This window comes from Massilia sp. CT11-108, assembly GCF_047302915.1.
GTDB classification, from domain to species: Bacteria; Pseudomonadota; Gammaproteobacteria; order Burkholderiales; family Burkholderiaceae_D; genus Telluria; species Telluria orientalis.
This window is the reverse complement of sequence record NZ_JBKYMO010000061.1, coordinates 1-18,622: the sequence shown is the minus strand read 5'-3', so window position 1 is coordinate 18,622 and position 18,622 is coordinate 1. Positions and strand designations below refer to the sequence as shown.

Sequence of the window (18,622 nt, the reverse complement as noted above, 5' to 3'; positions counted from 1 at the left end):
CCCTTGTCGCGCCTGCCCGGCGTCGACATCGACTTGCGTGCGGAGGCGCGCACGACGGACCTGACGCGACGCCAGGCCGACATCGCGCTGCGGTTTGCGCGCCCGACGTCGCCCGGCCTCGTCGCCAGGCTGCTGGCGCAGGTCGATTACGCCCTGTATGCGCACGAAGACTACGTGACGGGCCGCGCGCCCGCGCAGTGGGAATTCCTCGGCTACGACGACCTGCAGCAGGATGCGCCGCAACAGGAATGGCTGGACAAGCTGCGCGGCGCGCGCCGCTACAGCGTGCGCTCGAACGACCTGCTGACATTGCTCCAGGCGGCGGTCGGCGGCTGCGGCGTCGGCGTCTTTCCGCACTATACGGCGGCACGCGCGCCGGGGCTGGTCGTACTCGATCCGGCGTGTCCCATCCGCCGCAAGCTCTGGCTGGTGATGCACGCGGACGTGCGCCGCGCCCCGCACGTGCGCGCGGTGGCCGACGAGATCATCGACATGTTCGAGCAGGAATAGGCGGCGGCCTCGTTTCCTCATGTGTAGCATTTTTTCAACCTCACCCACCGAACTGATCAATGTTCGTAGTAAAATTTCATAACATTGCATGACTTGTCGTGCCGCGCTGTGTATAAAGGCTGGTATATACAAGGTATTTGTCCGCCAACGCTGGTTAACTGGTGCGTGTTCTGTAAATTATTTACATTTTGGAGAGCTGAATGAGCGTTGAAGAGGCACGGAACTTCAAGGAAGAGTTGCTGGGGCGGGATATCCGCCAGCTCGGCCGCATGCTGGGGGAAACGATCCGCGCCCAGGAGGGTAACGGGGTGTTCGACCGCATCGAGTCGGTCCGCAAGAGCTGCATCGGTTTCCGGCGCGACGAGGACGGCAGCGCGCACGAGGAACTGGCGGCGATCCTCGCAGACATCTCGGCCGACGAGAAGACCCAGCTGATCCGCGCCTTCACGTATTTCTCGCTGCTGGCCAACATCGCCGAAGACCAGCACCACATCCGCCGCAGCCGCGCGCACCTGTCCGCCGGCTCGGCGCCGAAGAAGGGCAGCATCGCGCACGCCGTCGACGGCGTGTTCGCCGCCGGCCGCATGGACGACCTGCGCGCCTTCTTCGACGACGCGCACGTGAGCCCCGTCTTCACCGCGCATCCGACCGAGGTGCAGCGCAAGAGTGTCCTCAACTGCCAGATGGCGATCGCGCGCCTGATCGGCGAACGTGACCGGACGCAGCTGACGCCCGACGAAGAGCAGGACAACGACGAAGCGCTCGCGCGCGCCATCCTGACGCTGTGGCAGACGCGCCTGCTGCGTCCCACCAAGCTGTCGGTGCTGGACGAAGTCGAGAACGGCCTGTCCTTCTTCGACTACACGATGTTCAGGAGCGTGCCGCGCCTGTACTGCGCACTCGAGGACACGCTGGCGCAAAAGGATGCCGGCTGGGCCGACACGGAGCTGCCGTCGTTCATGAAAGTGGGCAGCTGGATCGGCGGCGACCGCGACGGCAACCCGTTCGTCACGGCCGACATCCTGCGTGCCACACTGAAGGCGCAGGCGACCCGCGCGCTGGATTTCTACCTGCCGGAAGTGCACACGCTGGCGTCGCAACTGTCGCAGGCGCAGTCCCTGTGCGGCAGCACGGAAGCCCTGCACCGCATCGCCGAGCGCACGCCCGACCAGTCGCCGCACCACCAGGACGAGCCGTACCGCCAGGCGCTGCACGGCATGCATGCGCGCCTCGTGGCGACGCGCGACTGGCTCGTCAGCGGCGCCAATGAGCCGGATGCGGTGGCCTACGCCAGCGCCGACGAACTGCTGGCCGACCTGGACGTCATCCACGAGTCGCTGGTGGCCAATGGTGCCCGCCAGCTGGCGCGCGGCCGCCTGCGCCTGTTGCGCCGCGCCGTGAAGGTATTCGGTTTCCATCTCGCGCCCGTCGACCTGCGCCAGAACTCCGACGTGCACGAGCGCGTGCTCGCGGAACTGCTGACGCAGGCGCGCCCCGGCGTCGATTACCTGGCACTGGACGAAGCCGCGCGCTGCGCACTGCTGCTGGAAGAACTGCAGTCGCCGCGCCTGCTCGTGTCGCCGTTCGAGGCGTATTCCGAAGAGACGGCGTCCGAGCTGGCGATCCTGAGCGAGACGAAGCGCGCGCACCTGACGTACGGCCGCGCCGCCGTCACGAACTACATCATCTCGAAGGCGGCTTCCGTCTCCGACCTGCTGGAAGTGGCCGTGCTGCTGAAGGAAGCGGGCCTGCTGCATCCGACGCTCGGCACGCTCGACGTCAACATCATCCCGCTGTTCGAAACCATCGACGACCTGCGCGCTGGTCCCGCGATCATGGCCGCGGCGTTCGGCCTGCCGTTCTACATGCGCCTGCTGCAATCGCGCGACCGCCTGCAGGAAGTCATGCTGGGCTACTCGGACAGCAACAAGGACGGCGGCTACGTCACGTCCGGCTGGGAGCTGCACAAGGCGGAGCTGGAACTCATCGCGGTCTTCCGCGCCCACGGCATCAAGCTGCAGCTGTTCCACGGCCGCGGCGGTTCGGTGGGCCGCGGCGGCGGTCCGAGCTACGAAGCGATCCTCGCGCAGCCGCCGGGCGCCGTGCAGGGACGCATCCGCCTGACGGAGCAGGGCGAAGTCATCACCGCGAAGTACGCCAACGCCGACGTGGGCCGCCGCAATCTCGAGGTGCTCGTCGCCGCGACGATGGAAGCGACCCTGCTGTCGCATGATCAGCCGCAGCCGGACGCGGCGCAGGTGGCCGCGATGGACCGCCTGTCGACGGAAGCGCTGCGTGCCTACCGTTCGCTCGTGTACGAAACGGAAGGCTTCGAGACGTACTTCTGGGAGTCGACGGTGATCACGGAGATCGCCGCGCTGAACATCGGCAGCCGTCCGGCGTCGCGCAAGAAGTCGCGCTCGATCGAAGACCTGCGCGCGATCCCGTGGGTGTTCAGCTGGGCCCAGTGCCGCCTGATGCTGCCGGGCTGGTACGGTTTCGGCACGGCGGTGGAACGCTTCATCGCGGACGCGCCGGCCGAGCGCCTCGCGCTGCTGCGCACGATGTACAAGACGTGGCCGTTCTTCACGACGCTGCTGTCGAACATGGACATGGTGCTGGCGAAGAGCGACATCGCGATCGCGAGCCGCTACGCCGGCCTCGTGGCCGACGCGGCGCTGCGCGACCGCATCTTCGGTGCCATCAGCGCCGAGCATGCGCGGACGGTGGAGATCCTCCGGCAGGTCATGGAGCAGGACGAGCTGCTGGACGGGAACCCGCAAATGCAGCGTTCGCTGCGCAACCGCCTGCCGTACATCGATCCGCTGAACCACCTGCAGGTCGAGCTGCTGCGCCGTTACCGCGCCGGCGTGGACGACGATGCGACCCGCAACGGGCTGCATATGTCGATCAACGGCATCTCGGCGGGGCTGAGGAATAGCGGCTGATCAGTCCTGACCCGTCACCCGCAGCGGCACGGCCAGCCGCTGCGCCACGTTGCGCACGTAGGCTTCCCACGCCTGCGCATCGGGAAAATCGCCGCCCTTGCTCCATCCCGCGCCCAGGTAGTGCACGAACGGCTGCCCGGGCTGCGCGGTCCCGACCAGCAGGGCGTCGCCGCCATCCACCGCGGCGCGCGTCGCCTGGCCGGGGACGATGATCGCGCACGCCGTGTGCCCGTTCGGCGCGCTCTCCGGTTCCCAGTAACTCATCCAGCTTGCGCTCGTGTCGCGCACGAGCCGGCCGTCGCCCTTGCGCTGGGCGATGCCGACGGCGACGGGCAGCGCGCCCGCCTGGTCGCTCGTGTAGCGGCTTTCGACGCGGCTGAAGTTGGCGCCCGCGTCGATCGAGATGCGCTTCGTCTCCGCGACCTGGCGTCCGGCCGCGCTCCACGCGTCGTAGCGCAGCTCGAACACGGCGCGCAGCGGCCCGTCCGCGATCACTTTCCAGCCCGCGTAGACGGATGACGGATACGCCTTGCCATCGCGGTAGATTGCCGTGCCGCCGCAGCCGCGGCCCGTGCCGACGCTGTAGTTGTCGAGGCCCTCGCCGTGGTCGCTGTGGTACTCGCCGCGCTTGTACCACGTGTCCACGACGGGCCGGCGCACGCGCTTGAGCCACACGTCCACGCCGCTGCCCACGTGCTCGTTCGGCACGTGCAGGATCGCCGGGCCGTACGCGCGGTGGGCGATGCGGTCGCTCTCCCACGCGAAGTCGTCGTAGCGTTCGGGCACGTAGCGTGCGTGCACCTTGACGTCGGGCGGCGCCAGCGCGGGCAGGGCGCTGGCCGGCAGCAGCAGGAAGCGGCGTCGTTCACGGGGCGCGAAGTTTGCCTGGAACAGCAGCGTGTCGCCGATGCGCTGCGTGGGCAGCAGGCGCGACGTGCCGGTTTCCATCACGGCCAGCGCTTGTGGAGAATCCGGCGCGAGCGGCAGTTCGATCGTCTCGTCGGCACGGTGAAAATCGCCCGGATTCGTCACGCGCACCGTGCGGGGTACGGCGCGTTCGAGCAGCGCCATGCGGAACACTTCGCTGCCCGCGAGCAGGAAGGCGCCGACGCCATAGACTTCCGTCGCATCGTCCGCGAAGCCCGTCGGCGCCTGGCCGATCGGCTGTACGTGCGTGAGCTTGCCGTCCGGCTGGACGCTGGCCACGAGCGCCGTCCATGCGCGCCGCACGCCCGGTTCGAACGCGGCGCGGTCCAGCAACCCCTGGTTGACGCCCCACGCGAGCGCATACGCGAACAGCGCCGTGCCGCTCGTTTCGCGCGCCGGATAGCCGGCCGGGTCGAGCAGGCTCGCGCGCCACAGGCCGTCGGCCTGCTGCAGCGCGAGCACCTTCGCGGCCATCGCGCGGAACTGCTGTTCGAAGCGGGCGCGCGCCGGATGGTCCGCCGGGATGTACTGGAGCGTGCGCGCCAGGCCCGCCATCACCCAGCCGTTGCCGCGTGCCCAGAACACCTTGCGGCCATTGGCTTCGCGCCGCGCGAAATAATTGCTGTCGCGGTAGTACAGGTGTTCGTCCTTGTCGTACAGGTAGTCCGACGTGCGCCACCACGCGGCGACGGCGTGGTCGAGATAGCGCGCGTCGCCGGTGGCGGCGGTCAGGCGCGCCCACGCGGGCGGTCCCATGAACAGGGCGTCGCACCACGACCAGCGGTCCTGGTTGCCGGGCACCGTGAATTTCAGCGTGCCGTCGTGCGGCTCGGCGAGGATCGCATCGAAACGCGCCTTCAGCGGCGCCAGCATGGCCGGGTCGCGCAACTGCAGGTACAGCTCCGCATACGTCTGCCCGACCACGTGGTCGTCCGCGTGATAGGCGCGCGGACCGAGTTGCCAGCCATTGCGTTCGCCCATCGCCGCCATCGCGTCGCGGTACGTGCGCGAGCCGGACAGGTTGGCCAGCACCATGAAGCCGGCGTCGCCGACGCCCTGCGTCCAGTGCGTCGGCGCATGCGCGCTCGGATGCGCGAGCTGCCAGTCGGCGACGCGTTCCATCGTCGCCAGCACGGCGGCCGGCGTCGGTGCCTGCGCGTCGGCCCTGGCGGCGGGCGGTGTGTGTGTCGCGCATCCGGGCAGGAGAGGGCCGAGCAGCAGCAGGGCGAGCGTGGCGTGCTTGAAGGGGATAGTCGGGATCATCGTAGGATAACGTTTAACTAGATGTATGGATTCTGGCTTAAAGCTGAGATAAGGTAAACGCTTTCATAAAAATGGAGAAGACCATGCGGATACGAGGACTCGGAGCAGCCATGTTCATCGCGGCACTGGCCGCGCGTCCGGCGGGCGCGTGCGAGGCGCCGCCGCCGGCCGTCATCGACATCGATGCGAACAGCTATTACAGCGACAGCCATCACTCGATCGTCGACCCGGTGCGCAAGGCGCGCAACGAGGCGGCCGTCAAGCCCGTCAACGACTACCTCGACGCGGTGGCCCATGCCGCCGTCGCGTGGCAGCGGACGCACCGCGACGCGGATGCCCGCTGCGCCCTGGCCTGGCTCGCCGACTGGGCCGGCCGCAAGGCGATGCTGGGCACGATGACGACGGAGCAGTCGTACTACACGCGCAAGTGGACGCTGGGCGGCCTCGCGCTCGCCTACGCGCGCGTGAAGCCCGCGGCGACGCTGGAGGAGCGCGGCCGCATCGAGGCGTGGCTGCTGGCGCTGGCCGATGCAACGATCCGCCATTCGGACGCGCACAAGGGCGTGCGCAACAATCACTATTACTGGGAGGGCCTCGCGGTGACGGCGACGGGCGCTGTCACGGGCGACGCGCGCTGCCTCGCGTGGGGCCGCAAGGTGTTCGACGCTGCGATGGCGCAGATCCGGCCGGACGGCGTGCTGCCGTACGAACTGGAACGGGCGGGCAGGGCGCTGCACTACCACCTGTACGCGGCCGCGCCGCTCGTGCTGATGGCGTCGATCTTCGACGTGCAGTCGCCGCGGCTGGACAAGCTCATTGCGTTCTCCGTCGGCGGCGTCGCCGATCCGTCGGCCATCGCGACGATGACGGGCGTCGAGCAGGAGCGGTCGGGCGGCGTGCCGGGATGGATCGCCATCTACCTGCGCCACGGCGGCAAGGTCGCGGTGCCCGTCAGGCTGCCGGCCGTGAACTGGGATGCGCGCATGGGCGGCGACCGCAGCCTGGCCAATCCGCTCGAACACGTCGTCACTGGTAGCGGATCGTCCAGCGGATCCTGAGCGGCTTGTCGAACGTGAACGCGCCCGTGCGGCAGGCGGCCAGCGTGGCCATCGGTCCATACGGCGCGCGGTACGCTTCGCTGCCGGTCACGTCGTCGGCGCTGCAGCGTGCGAGGCCGTCGACGGCGAAGGCACGCACGGCACCGTCGCGGAAGGCGATCGTGTTGCCGTCCACCGTGGCGCCGCTTGAAAACGACGCGAAGTCGAGGCTCACGCCGGCCACGTCCAGCGGTGCCGCCGGCGTGTACGTGTCGGTGCGCGTGATGACGCCGTGGCGCAGGGTGTATTCCGTCTCGACCGCGATGCGCGTGTCCTTCACGGGCACGTTCTTGCCCAGCTTCGTGAGCGCATCCTGGCGGTACGTGACGCGATGGCCGCCGTCGATGTCGCTCGTCTCGATGTTCTTGATGAACGCGGTCGCGATCAATTCGCTGCCGTCGGCGAGACGGAATTTCGGCAGCAACTGCGGATGCGCGGCGCCGCTGTCGGCGATGCCGGAGACGATCCCGTACGAGAACGGCAGCGGATAGTACGGGCTGTTCGCATGCTGGCTCGGACCGCCGTTGATCATCGAGAGGCTGAATACGTGTGGCCCGTCGCGCCAGATGGCGAGGGCGCGGTCGTATTCGCCGCCCGCGAAGCGCGTGAGGCTGAAGGGAGGACGCGCGCGTTCCAGCCACGCCGCAAGGTCCGCGCGCGGTACGGCGTTCTTCATGCCGGCCCGGTTCCACATCTCGTCCGTGCCGATCAACTGGTGCAGTAGCGAGAAGTTCTCGCCGAGGATGCGATGCTTGCCGCGGTACGTGTCCGTGCGGCGGCCCTTGCCCCACATGTCGACCGAGTGCAGCGCCGGGTCGTACCAGAAGTTCATGTAGCGCTCGCCGATACGCGCGGAGTAGGCGTACGCGTACTCCTTTTCTTCCGGCGTGAGGACGCCGAGGTAGGCGGCCGTCGACAGGATTTCCAACATCGCCGTCTCGCCGTACGGCCCGAGGCTGCGGCCCATCGTGAAGCCGCTGCCGTCGGCACTCGCCGCGTTCAGCGCGACGTCGGCCGACTTGCGCAGCAGGGCTTTCAGTTCCGGCGTCACCGTCAGGCCGGTCTCGATGAAGCGTTCGCAGATCTCGGCCGCCAGCAGGATGCTGTAGCGGTCGAAGCGGCCCTGGCCATCCGTCTCGTCGGAAAAGCCGTAGGTGCCGGAGTAATCGGCGTAATGCTTCAGCATCCTGTCGAGCAGGACGTCGCTCGCCTGCGCGTCTTCCCAGCCCATCAGCAGGCGCAGGCGCGCAATGCTGAAGGCGACGCCATAGTAATTGGTCGGCAGGTCGATCAGTTCGTAGGCCGGCACGCGCACGAACGTCCGCCAGTCGAGCTTCTTGCGCAGTTGGTCGAGCGTGGCGGGACGCACGGCGCGCTCCAGCAGGCCGGCCCGCTTCAGCTTGACCAGCGCGCCAATGTAGTAATAGATGCCCCAGGTATCGTTTTCCATGCCGACGGTAAGGTCGGCGATGGATGCATAGTCGCGCAGCATGCCGGGCAAGCGCGGGTCATTGGCGGACGTGTGCAGCAGCACGTCCGCCAGGCCCGTCGCGATTTTCCCGGGCAGGAATTTGTCGTGGCTCTGGAACGGCGCGCGGCCGTCGATCGTGATGCCGTCCCGTTCCTTCACGAGCTTCTGGAAAAAGTAATCCAGCTGCGGGTAGGCCTGTTCGACCGTCTGGTGCAGGGGCCTGGTCGCGAGTGCGGGCGCGGCGTGTGACAGGGCGAGAACCGCCATCGTGATGACGGGCAGGACAGGGCGCATGCGTGTCTCCAGTGTTGTTAAACGTTTTCCTAAAAGGATAGGTCAACTCTTCCGGAAAGTAAACGGCGATACGGGCTCAGGGGCGGCGGGCGATCGTCGACCCGCGCAGGATCAGTTGCGGCGCGACCTTGGTGAGCTTTTCGACGTGTTCGCCGCGGATCACGGCCAGCAGCTTTTCCATCGCGGTCGCGCCCATGCGCTCGCTCTGCAGGTCGACGGTGGTAAGGGCGGGGGTCGTGTATTTGCCGTAGGGGATATTGTCGAAGCCGACGACCGAGATGTCCTGGGGGATCGAGATGCCCAGGTTGGACGCTTCTTTCATGAAGCCGAGCGCCATCAAGTCGTTGTAGCAGATCAGCGCATCCGGACGCTGGCTGCCCAGCACGATCGCGGAGCACAGGCGTTCGCCTTCGGCCAGCGACGGCGCCTCGGCATCGAAGATCGCGAGTTCGAGGCCGGCTGTCTTCAGCGATTCGCGGATGCCGCCCAGGCGCTCCTCGTCGCGCCGCGACTTGGAAAAGCCGAGGTAGGCGATGCGGCGGTGGCCCAGCATGCGCAGGTGCTGGGCCAGCATGTAGGCGCCGCCGTGGTCGTCGCTGGCCACCGTAGGCAGCGGCAGTTGCGCCAGGCTGCCGAAGAAGACGAGCGGCTTGTCGATCTCGGTCATCCACGCCATCTCGTGCTCGCGCATGCGCGAGAACACGATCATGCCGTCCACGCGCCGGCTCAGTTCTTCCAGCGTGCGCCGCTCGCGGCTGGGCGTTTCCTCCGTGTCGACGAGCAGGACGGAAAAGCCCTGGTCGTGCGCCACGCGGTTCGCGCCCTTCAGGATGCTGGAGAAGTGCGGGTTGGTGATGTCCAGCACGGAGAGGCCGATGGTGTTCGTGCGCCCCGTGATCATCGACTTGGCCAGCGGGTTCGATTTATAGCCCAGGCCCGCGATCGCGGACTCGATCGCCGCCTCGACCTTGGGCGAAAAGCGCTGTGCGCCGTTGATGAATTTCGACACCGTGGCAGTGGACACGTGGGCGGCTGCGGCGACGTCGCGGATGGTCGGGGCGGACTTTTTCATGGAAGGTTAATCGTTACTCAGCGGCACATCTTAGCATGCGTCCCCAAGGGCGGAAGCGAGCTGGGGCAAGAAATCGGCGTATGGAATCGTTGCCACCTGTCCGGGCGGGGCCTCCGGGCGAAAAAGCGGTCCAAAAAATTGACATCGAAAGCGTTTTGGATATACTCGGTTAAACGTTTAACATATGCGAGCCTGTCCATGACCCCAGCGACCGAGTCCAAGCCTTTCCACCGTCTTCTCCTGACCGGCGCCGGTGGCGGCCTCGGCACCGTGCTGCGCGAGCGGATCAAGCCGTGGGCCGACGTGGTTCGCCTCAGCGACATCAAGGACATCGCGCCCGCCGGGCCGGGCGAGGAAGTCGTGCGCTGCGACCTGGGCGACCGCGCCGCCGTGATGGCGCTGACGGAAGGCGTGGACGCCGTGCTGCACTTCGGCGGCGTCTCCGTCGAGGACACGTTCGAGACGATCATGCATGCCAACATCCTCGGCCTGCATCACCTGTACGAGGCCGTGCACAAGCGCGGCATCAAGCGCGTGATCTACGCGAGCTCCAGCCACGTCGTCGGCTACTACCCGACCACGCAGATCGTCGATGCCAACGTGCCGCTGCGGCCGGACGGCATCTACGGCGTGTCGAAGTGCTTCGGCGAGGCCTTGTCGCGCTACTACTTCGACCGCTTCGGCATCGAGACCGTGTGCCTGCGCATCGGCTCGTCGTTCGGCGAGCCGCGCAATGCGCGCATGCTGGTCACGTTCCTCGCGTACGACGACCTCGTGGAACTGGTGCGCTGTGCCCTGTTCACGCCGCGCGTGGGCCACACGATCACGTACGGTGTGTCGGACAACCCGGTGCGCTGGTGGGACAACCGCGCGGCGGCCCACCTGGGCTTCGAGCCGCGCCACAGCGCGCGCGCGTTCGCCGACCGCTTCCCGGCCGGCGGCACGTGGTCGGATGCGGGCGACATCACGGCCGTGTACCAGGGCGGGCCGTTTTTGACGGCGGGGCCGATCTACGAAGACTGAAGCGCCCGCGAACGCGACATGCCGGGCCGGTGCAGTGATGCCCCGGCCCTTTTTGTTTCCAGCAACCGGGTCAGACCGCGATTATTGGAAATAGCTTCAATTCGGGGTCAGAGCACGTTTTCAGCAAGATTCGCGGTCAAAGCCCTTTTCGGTGCGAGTTCTTTGTGCGGTGAGCGCAATTCCGTGTTTGGTAGCGCAGTGGACATTGATCCGAAATGTGCTCTGACCCCGATTTTGGGAAATGGCCTCGGATAAAAAAATGCCGCCAGGTCGCCCGGCGGCATCGAGGGAAACGCGGGCCGGGGCCCGCGGAGGAAACCCGGTATCAGAACTTCAGGTCGAGGCGCACGCTGTAGAAGCGGAATACGTCGCGCGGCGGCACCCAGCTGTTGACCGTGATGGCGGGGGAGGTCGACGTCGGGCCCGCGCGGTACGACGGGCCGCTCGCGTTGGCGTTGCCGATGTAGAAGCGGTCGAACAGGTTGTTGATGCGGAAGGACAGGCGCCACATGTCGTTGTTCTGGCGCAGGCCGAAACCGAGGTCCGAGATCGAGTACGCGTTGTTCACCGAGCGCGGGTCGTTGTTGATGTTGGTCTGGTACTCGGTCTGGTAACGCACGTTCGCGTTCACGAAGGCCCAGTACGGGCGGTCCGCGAAATGGTAGTCGTAGTTCGTGCCGATGTTGACCTTGTTCTTCGGCGTGCCCGGAAAGATCCCGCCCGTCAGGTTCTGCACGCCCGTCGTCGAGCCGGCGCGGATCGGGAAACAGGCGCGGTTCCAGCCGCCCAGCGAACCGCCTTCGCCCAGGCCCGTCGTGCCGATGGCGGGGTTCGTGTTGTCCTGGTAGCAGGGGCCGTTCTTCCAGTCGACGATCTCCGGACGCGTGTATGCGTACGACACGTTCATCGACCAGTTCGACGTCAGCAGGAAGTGCGAATCGATTTCGAAGCCGCGCGTGCGGATCTTCGGGATCGAGTTCAGCTGCGTGTAGATCGTCGGGTCGTTCGGCAGCACGAACGACGTGTTCTGCTGGTAGTTCTTGAAGTCCGTCTTGTAGATCGTGGCGGCGAGCGACATGCGGTTGTGGAACAGGTTCGCCTTGGTCCCGAGCTCGACACTGCGGCTCGTCTCCGGCGCCACCGGGAACGCGGCCGCCGCCTTCAGGCCGCTCGTCACGTCGTACGCGAGGCCCTTGTAGCCGGTCGCCGTCATCGCATAGACCATCCAGTCGCTGTTGATCTGCTTCTGGATCGACAGCTTGCCGGTCGTCGCCCAGTCGCGGTTGCCGCTGCTGGAGAACTGGTCCCGGCCGACGGGGCCCGGCACGAAGGTCGAGCGGTCCAGCTGGTCCGTATAGAAATTGCGGATGTAGTTGAAGCCCGAGGTTTCCACGTTGCGGCGGATGCCCGCGACCAGCGTGTACGTCGGATGGAAGTCCCACGTGGCCTGGCCGAACACGGCGCGGTTCACGTTGTAGATGTCGGTGTAGTAGTTCGTGGGGCTCGACGGCGAACTCGCTGTGCAGACGCTCGGGCGCACGCAGAAGCCGCGGATGAAGTGGCGGTCGATCTCGTTCTGCGCCCACCACAGGCCGGCCACGTAGCGCAGCTTCCCGATATCCGGCGACACGTAACGGATTTCCTGCGTCTTCGATCGGATGTCGTAGGTGCCGAATTGCGCGTTGCCGACGCTGAACTTCGTCTCGCCCGGCCGCGCGATGGTCGGCACGTCGACGAAGTCCTGGTCGCGGTAATCGTTTGCCTTGTAGTGCTCGTACGACGAGATCGACATCAGCGTGCCGTCGTTCGGCAGGTTGTACGAGAACTTCAGGCCCGTGCCGAACGTGGACGAATTGATCCCGGTCGGGAAGTCGCGCCGCACGTTGCGGTTGTTCGGATCGTACGGGTTGATGCCGGCCAGCGTGAGCGACGCGGGCAGTTGCGGGTTGCCGTTCATGTACGCGGTCGCGAGGTCGGCCTGGCTACCCGCGCGGTAGAAGCCGTTCACGGCCGTCACGCCGCGGCTGTTTTCCTGCGCGTTGTAGTGCGGCGTGAAGTCGATCTCCAGGTCCTTGATCGGGTTCCACTGGAACTTCGTCATGATCGTCCTGCCGCCCGATCCGTTGACCTTCTGGCCGTTCGTCAGGTTCGTGAAGTTACCCGGCATGTCGCTCTTGTTGACGGCGATGCGCATGCCGAAGTCGTCGCGCAGCTTGCCGCCGACCGACGCGCCCACGCGCCACTCGTGGTCGTTGGTGTAGTACGCGTTGGCGCGGTAGACGATCGGCCCGCTGATCGGTTTCGTCACGATGTTGATCGCGCCGGCCACGGCGGATTTGCCGAACAGCGTAGACTGCGGCCCTTTCAGCACCTCGACGCGGGCCACGTCGGCCAGGTCGCGGAAGGCCTGGAACTGGCTGGCGATCGGAATGTCGTCGATGATGACGGAGACGTCGGACTCCACGCCGATGCCGACGGAGACGGTACCGATGCCACGCATGAAGATGGCGTTGTTGGCGGCCGTCGTGCCCGACGACAGCGTCAGCGACGGCGTCAGGTTGATGACGTCCTCGATCTCGCGCACGTTGTTGCGCTGGATCTCCGCCTCGGACAGCACGGAGATCGACTCCGGCACGTTTTCCAGCCGCTCCACGCGCTTGTTCGCGGTGACCAGGACGGTCTGCAGCTGGTTGGGGTTCGTCGGTACTTCTTGCGCCCGCGCGGGCACGGTCCAGTGGGCGACGGCCATCGCGACGACGGCCGCCACGGGCTTGACCGCGATCCGCGCGCCCGGTGTTCTCTGCTTGCTCACAACGTCTCCTTGGTTTTTCTAATGAAAACTGCCAGTCCCGCTGCGCGCCGCCTTCAGGCGTGCCGCCTTCATGCGCAACAGCGCCTCCAGAAAGTAGTAGTCCGCGTAGTTCAGCGGCACGTCGATTTCCGATTTGGCCGGCTTGTGGCCGGTCGCATGCTTGAGGAGGAAGCCGCCGTTGTCTCCAGGCGCCGCGAGGTACGCACTGGACGACAGGCTGCGCAGCGTCTGTTCGGCGAAGTCGCGGTAGCGCGCGGCCGTCTCGCGGTCGGAGAACGTCGCCAGTTCCAGCAGGGCGGAGGCGGCGATGGCGGCGGCGGAAGCGTCGCGCGGGGCGGCGGGAATGGCCGGGTCGTCGAAGTCCCAATAGGGCACCTTGTCGGCCGGCAGGCGTGGATGGGTCGTGTAGAAGCGGGCGATCTTGTGCGCCTGCTGGAGATAGTTGTCGTTGCGGGTTTCGCGGTACATCATCGTGTAGCCGTACAGGCCCCACGCCTGTCCGCGCGCCCATGCGGAGCCGTCCGCGTAACCTTGCACGGTCATGCGCGTACGCACGGCGCCCGTCTTCGGGTCGTAGTCGACGAGGTGGAAACTGGACCCGTCGGGGCGGAAGTGGTTCTTCAGCGCGGTGTCGGCATGGGCGATGGCGATCTCGCGGTAGCGCGGTTCGTTCGCGGCCTTCGCGGCCCACATCAGCAGCTCCAGGTTCATCATGTTGTCGATGATGACGGGGAAGGCCCACGTCGTGTTGGGCCACAGGTCCCACGACTGGATGCTGCCGACTTTCGGGTTGAAACGCGTGATCAGTGTCGTCGCGCCGGCCAGCAGGGCGTCGCGGTAGGCCACGCGCGTGGCCGCGTCGTCCACGAGGCGCAGGCCGTTGCCGTAGCCGGCGCCCAGCATGAAGCCGAGATCGTGCTGGGACTTGTCGAACTTCGCGGGCGCCGTCAGCGCCGTGTAGCGCATCGCCGCCGTTTTCCATGTCGCGTCGCCGGTGGCTTCGAACAGGTACCACAGCGAGCCGGGAAAGAAGCCGGCCGTCCAGTCGCCCGGCCCGATCATTTTTACTTCGCCACGCTCCACGGTGCGGGGGAAGCCCGGCTTGCCCGCGGCCTTGTCCAGCAGGATGCGGTACTGCGCGCTGGCGACCTTGAAGTCCTTGTCGATGACGGCGCCGATCGGTTCCGCGGCCGTTGCGGCCGACGCGCCGCACGCCGCCAGCAGGATCCCGCAGATAATCGTTTTCGCAGTCATGGAACGCGTCTCCCTGTTGGTCTGATTATTGAGCAAATCGTAATCAGAACGGGAAGCGGTGTCAACAAAAATAGGTAAACGCTTAACTTGACGTTTTCAGGGCTTAACGACGTGCTGGTGGCGGCAATAGCGAAAACGTTTTGCCGGCCGGACGACTAGAATGGCGGCGGCTCGTCCGGCGGGAGCGGCGGCACGTCGAGGTCGATCGTCGTACGCGGCAGGTGCGCGAGATCCGCGCCGTCCACGAGCGCCTGCGCCTGGAACGCGGCATGCGCGCGCACGCCATGCTTTTGCACGGCCACGAGCATCACGGGCAGGGTGGGGAAGTATGGACGCAGGCGCTCCAGCAGCACGTCGCCGACGCCGGGCGCGACCCACGCCGGCGGCGGAAAGGCCAGTGCCACGCGCACGCCTTTCAGTTCGGCGAGGGCGACCTCGAGTTTCATGATGTGCTCCGAGAGACCCCGTCCTTCAGGGCGGGGAGGAAAGGAGCCGATTGTGCCGCAATCGATGCCTTTCGGTTGCTAAAAATGCTGCATATAATCACAGCATGATGCTGGTTTTTCGTTACCGGGTGAAGTCCCTTAACGGGCTGCTCAACAGGCAGTCGCGCGCGTGTAACTTCGTCTGGAACTACTGCAATGATCGGCAAAAGGATGCGCTGCGTTTTGGCCGTCCTTGGCTGTCGGGCTTTGACCTGAACAAACTGACGACCGGCAGCAGCAAAGAACTGGGCTTGCATTCTGGGACAGTCAACGCGATCTGCGAACAGTATGCGAAGTCGCGTTCGCAAAAGAAGCGACCTTATCTTCGCTATCGTGGCGAGCGTTCCTTGGGCTGGGTGCCGATCAAGGGACGGGAACTGAAGCGGGAAGGTGATGCGTTTCGCTTCGCAGGCAATACCTTTCGCGTCTTTAACAGCCGACCGCTGCCCGAAGGGAAGATCAAGGATGGCACCAACTTTTCGCGCGACACGCGAGGGAACTGGTACCTGAATATCGTGATCGATGTGGTCACGCCCGATAGCAGTGCCCGCCGACCGTTGCGCGGTGTCGGTATCGATCTCGGCCTGAAAGACTTCGCGACGCTTTCCACCGGCGAAAAGATTGAAGCGCAGCGCATTTATCGTGGTGCCGAGCAGGCTCTCGCGCTGGCGCAGCGCGCCAACAAGAAGCGGCGCGTCAAAGCGCTCCACGCGAAGATAGCGAACCGTCGCAATGACTTTCTGCACAAGCTCTCGGACCGCATTGTCCGGCAATTCGACTATATCGCGGTCGGCAATGTGGCCGCCGCCAGACTCGCCAGGACCGGCATGGCGAAGTCTGTCCTGGATGCGGGCTGGTCGAGCTTCCGACATCAACTGGCGTACAAGGCTGTTAAGCATGGCGCGTGGTTCGAGGAAGTCGACGAAAGTTTTACTTCCCAAGTCTGTTCGAATTGTGGTGCCATGCCCGATTCGCGGCCGAAAGGTATCGCAGACCTTGGAATAAGAGAGTGGCAGTGTGGTGTTTGCGGTTGTACACATGATCGCGATATCAATGCTGCGATAAACATTCTCCGTCGCGGACGTGCGACGCTGGCCGCAGGAATCCCCGGCTTTTAGGGCGGGGAGGACGTCAAATGCGATCGCTTTCCTTGCGCACGACACGGCCGATGATGAGGCAGGCGTTGCCCTGGCAGAGTTTGCGGTGGTATTTGCGCTGGTCCGGATTGTCAGAGGTCAGCCACCATTTGCCGGCGTCGCGCGTCAGCCGCTTTACGACGGCCTCGCCTTCGTAGTTGAAGGCATACACGGCACCGTCCATGAGCTTCGTGTCGAGCGTGTTGATGATGACGATGTCCCCCGCGTACAGCGACGGTTCCATGCTCTCGCCCTTGACGAGGATGGCCATCAGGTGGTCGGGATGGTAGTTGTGCCGTTCGATCCACGTGCGGCGCATGCCGAGCGTGCCGCCGTCGCGGCGTTCGGGCTCCGTCTGGAAGCCCGTGATCCCGGCCGATAGCCGCAGCTTGACCATGCGGATCTGGACGAATTCCGCATCGTCGTTGTCGGCCGGGCGCACCGGCATGCCGTCCTTCAGGCCGTGGAAGGGGGCCTGGCGCGGGTCGCCTTCGCCGGTCATCAGCCAGATGTGCGAGAACCCGAGTTCGCGCTCGATGTTCAGGGCGTAGCGGATGTCCATCGACTTGATTTTCCCGGTCAGCCACTGGTTCACCACGCTCTTCGAGGCGCCCGAGGCTTTGACGAGGCCGGTCTGGCCACGCTCGCCTTCGAGCTGCGGCGTGGTGCGGTAGATGTGGTCGAGGCGGTCGGATAAGAGGTTCATGTTCGGGCCCTGCACTCGTTCGGGTTTAGTGTTCTTGACGTTGATCAGTTTAGAGTTCTATACTGGACTCTACTCGACTTGCCGGGTTTTGTGAAGGGGAGGCGAGCTTTCGATGGGGGAGAACAGCTATGAACAGACCAGGTATCTTCGGCGTGGCCAGCTATGTCGCGGGCGTGGCGTCGATCGGCGCATCGTTGACCATGGCGGACGTCGGCGCGGCGGTCGGTATCGCGACCGCCGTCCTGACCTGCCTGACCAATACCGTGTACACGTACCGCCGCGACCGGCGCGAACAACGCGAGTGCGAGGCGCGGCTCACGCAGCTGGAGCGGCAGACGTGAACGTGTCACTTTGATCCAGGTCAAAGTGATGTGGGCCTGATCTGTCAGACAGTGGGGCGAGAGGCGTAGGCGCTGAAAGAGCTCAGGCGCATGGAGGCGGCGTGAACGATATGTCCGATACGAAGGAGACGCCAACCGGGCGGGGCGTGGACGGCGGCGGCCCGACGCTCCGTCCCATGCTGTGGTATTGGCTGTTCGCCATTGTCCTGTTCATGCTGTTCCAGTCGGTGACGGACGTGATCGCGTCGTCGCCGCTGGCATACAGCGAGTTTAAGGAGCTTTTGCGTGGCGGCAAGGTCAACGAGGTCACTCTGGCGGAGACGACCGTGTCCGGCACGCTCAAGTCCGGCGGCCTCGACGCCATCCTGCCGAAGAACCGCGCCGAGTCCGTCAAGTGCAATGCGGACGGGCTGTGTCCGTTCAACGCCGTCCGCGTGGCCGATCCGGATCTTGTCAAGGACCTCGACGCGGCGCACGTGCGCTACTTCGGCCAGCAGCACAGTGAATGGCTGAGTACGTTGTTGTCGTGGGCGCTGCCGCTGCTCCTGCTGTTCTGGATGTGGGGCGCCATGGCGAAGCGGGGTGGCGTTGCGGCCGGGTTGTTTGATGTGGGCAAGAGCCGGGCCCGTGTCTACATGCAGAGCAAGACCGGCGTGAGTTTCAACGACGTGGCCGGTATCGACGAGGCGCGCGACGAGCTGATGGAGATCGTCGACTTCCTCAAGAGCCCGCAGCGCTATCGGCGGCTCGGCGGGCGCATTCCGAAAGGCGTGCTGATCGTCGGGCCGCCCGGCACCGGCAAGACCCTGCTGGCCCGGGCCGTGGCCGGCGAGGCCGGGGTGCCGTTCTTTTCGATCAGCGGTTCGGAATTCGTCGAGATGTTCGTCGGCGTCGGCGCGGCCCGCGTGCGCGATATGTTCGTGCAGGCGCAGAAGGTGGCGCCCTGCATCATCTTCATCGACGAGCTCGATGCGCTGGGCCGCGCGCGCGGCGTGGCGGGCGTGGTCGGCGGCTATAACGAGCAGGAACAGACGCTCAACCAGTTGCTCGTCGAGATGGACGGTTTTGACACCAACAAGGGCGTGATCATCCTCGGCGCCACCAACCGTCCGGAGATCCTCGACCCGGCCCTGCTGCGCCCGGGCCGCTTCGACCGCCACGTCGCGCTCGACCGGCCGGACCTGAAGGGCCGCCAGAAGATCCTGCAGGTGCATGCCCGCGACGTCAGGCTGGCGCCGGACGTGGACCTGGCCGCCGTGGCTGCGAGGACGCCCGGCCTGGCC

Annotated in this window: 14 protein-coding genes; 7 read left to right on the top strand and 7 right to left on the bottom strand. The window is 65.9% G+C overall.

Annotated features, from left to right (window positions below; genetic code table 11):
- A partial coding sequence (locus tag ACEN88_RS08040; RefSeq protein ID WP_413338566.1) for a substrate-binding domain-containing protein occupies window positions 1-510 on the top strand: 510 nt, incomplete at its 5' end.
- 200 nt (window positions 511-710) lie between these two features.
- Entirely contained in the window at window positions 711-3,458 is a 2,748-nt protein-coding gene (gene ppc / locus ACEN88_RS08035; RefSeq protein ID WP_413338564.1) for a phosphoenolpyruvate carboxylase, read from the top strand.
- On the opposite strand, the gene ACEN88_RS08030 is transcribed toward ppc, so the two are convergent.
- Entirely contained in the window at window positions 3,459-5,648 is a 2,190-nt protein-coding gene (locus ACEN88_RS08030; RefSeq protein WP_413338562.1) for a glycoside hydrolase family 88 protein, read from the bottom strand. It abuts the gene before it with no gap.
- A 110-nt stretch (window positions 5,649-5,758) separates the two neighbouring features.
- Here ACEN88_RS08030 and ACEN88_RS08025 point away from each other — a divergent pair, with 110 nt between their 5' ends.
- Window positions 5,759-6,706: an alginate lyase family protein gene (locus tag ACEN88_RS08025; RefSeq protein WP_413338560.1), complete on the top strand. Its 948-nt coding sequence runs from the start codon at window positions 5,759-5,761 to the stop codon at window positions 6,704-6,706.
- Here ACEN88_RS08025 and ACEN88_RS08020 read toward each other — a convergent pair.
- Together ACEN88_RS08020 and ACEN88_RS08015 are read right to left on the bottom strand one after the other, a co-directional pair.
- Window positions 6,675-8,510, bottom strand: coding sequence for a hypothetical protein (locus tag ACEN88_RS08020; protein WP_413338558.1), 1,836 nt, complete (start codon window positions 8,508-8,510; stop codon window positions 6,675-6,677). The two genes, ACEN88_RS08025 and ACEN88_RS08020, sit on opposite strands and share 32 nt — an antisense overlap.
- Window positions 8,511-8,586: 76 nt before the next feature.
- Window positions 8,587-9,582, bottom strand: coding sequence for a LacI family DNA-binding transcriptional regulator (locus ACEN88_RS08015; RefSeq protein WP_413338556.1), 996 nt, complete (start codon window positions 9,580-9,582; stop codon window positions 8,587-8,589).
- A 198-nt stretch (window positions 9,583-9,780) separates the two neighbouring features.
- Between ACEN88_RS08015 and ACEN88_RS08010 the strand changes: the two genes are divergently transcribed.
- On the top strand, window positions 9,781-10,605 hold the full coding sequence (locus tag ACEN88_RS08010; RefSeq protein ID WP_413338554.1) for an NAD-dependent epimerase/dehydratase family protein: 825 nt from the start codon (window positions 9,781-9,783) through the stop codon (window positions 10,603-10,605).
- Window positions 10,606-10,930: 325 nt separating this feature from the next.
- Here ACEN88_RS08010 and ACEN88_RS08005 read toward each other — a convergent pair whose 3' ends face one another.
- The 3 genes from ACEN88_RS08005 to ACEN88_RS07995 all read right to left on the bottom strand — a co-directional run bounded on the left by ACEN88_RS08005 (window position 10,931) and on the right by ACEN88_RS07995 (window position 15,117).
- Window positions 10,931-13,417 (bottom strand): TonB-dependent receptor, encoded by a 2,487-nt coding sequence (locus ACEN88_RS08005; protein WP_413338552.1) that lies wholly within the window; start codon window positions 13,415-13,417, stop codon window positions 10,931-10,933.
- Window positions 13,418-13,435: 18 nt separating this feature from the next.
- Entirely contained in the window at window positions 13,436-14,671 is a 1,236-nt protein-coding gene (locus ACEN88_RS08000; RefSeq protein ID WP_413338550.1) for a glycoside hydrolase family 88 protein, read from the bottom strand.
- 155 nt (window positions 14,672-14,826) lie between these two features.
- Window positions 14,827-15,117, bottom strand: coding sequence for a hypothetical protein (locus ACEN88_RS07995; protein ID WP_371767463.1), 291 nt, complete (start codon window positions 15,115-15,117; stop codon window positions 14,827-14,829).
- 104 nt (window positions 15,118-15,221) lie between these two features.
- Here ACEN88_RS07995 and ACEN88_RS07990 point away from each other — a divergent pair, with 104 nt between their 5' ends.
- Window positions 15,222-16,274 (top strand): RNA-guided endonuclease InsQ/TnpB family protein, encoded by a 1,053-nt coding sequence (locus ACEN88_RS07990; protein WP_413338548.1) that lies wholly within the window; start codon window positions 15,222-15,224, stop codon window positions 16,272-16,274.
- A 13-nt stretch (window positions 16,275-16,287) separates the two neighbouring features.
- Here the strand turns inward: ACEN88_RS07990 and ACEN88_RS07985 are convergent, their stop codons facing one another.
- Window positions 16,288-16,998 carry a S24 family peptidase gene (locus ACEN88_RS07985; protein WP_056136824.1) on the bottom strand — a complete coding sequence of 237 codons (711 nt, stop codon included), beginning with the start codon at window positions 16,996-16,998 and terminating at the stop codon, window positions 16,288-16,290.
- 128 nt (window positions 16,999-17,126) lie between these two features.
- Here ACEN88_RS07985 and ACEN88_RS07980 point away from each other — a divergent pair, with 128 nt between their 5' ends.
- On the top strand, window positions 17,127-17,339 hold the full coding sequence (locus ACEN88_RS07980; protein ID WP_413338546.1) for a holin: 213 nt from the start codon (window positions 17,127-17,129) through the stop codon (window positions 17,337-17,339).
- 176 nt (window positions 17,340-17,515) lie between these two features.
- Window positions 17,516-18,622 (top strand): ATP-dependent metallopeptidase FtsH/Yme1/Tma family protein (locus ACEN88_RS07975; RefSeq protein WP_413338568.1); only part of this gene is annotated, 1,107 nt, incomplete at its 3' end.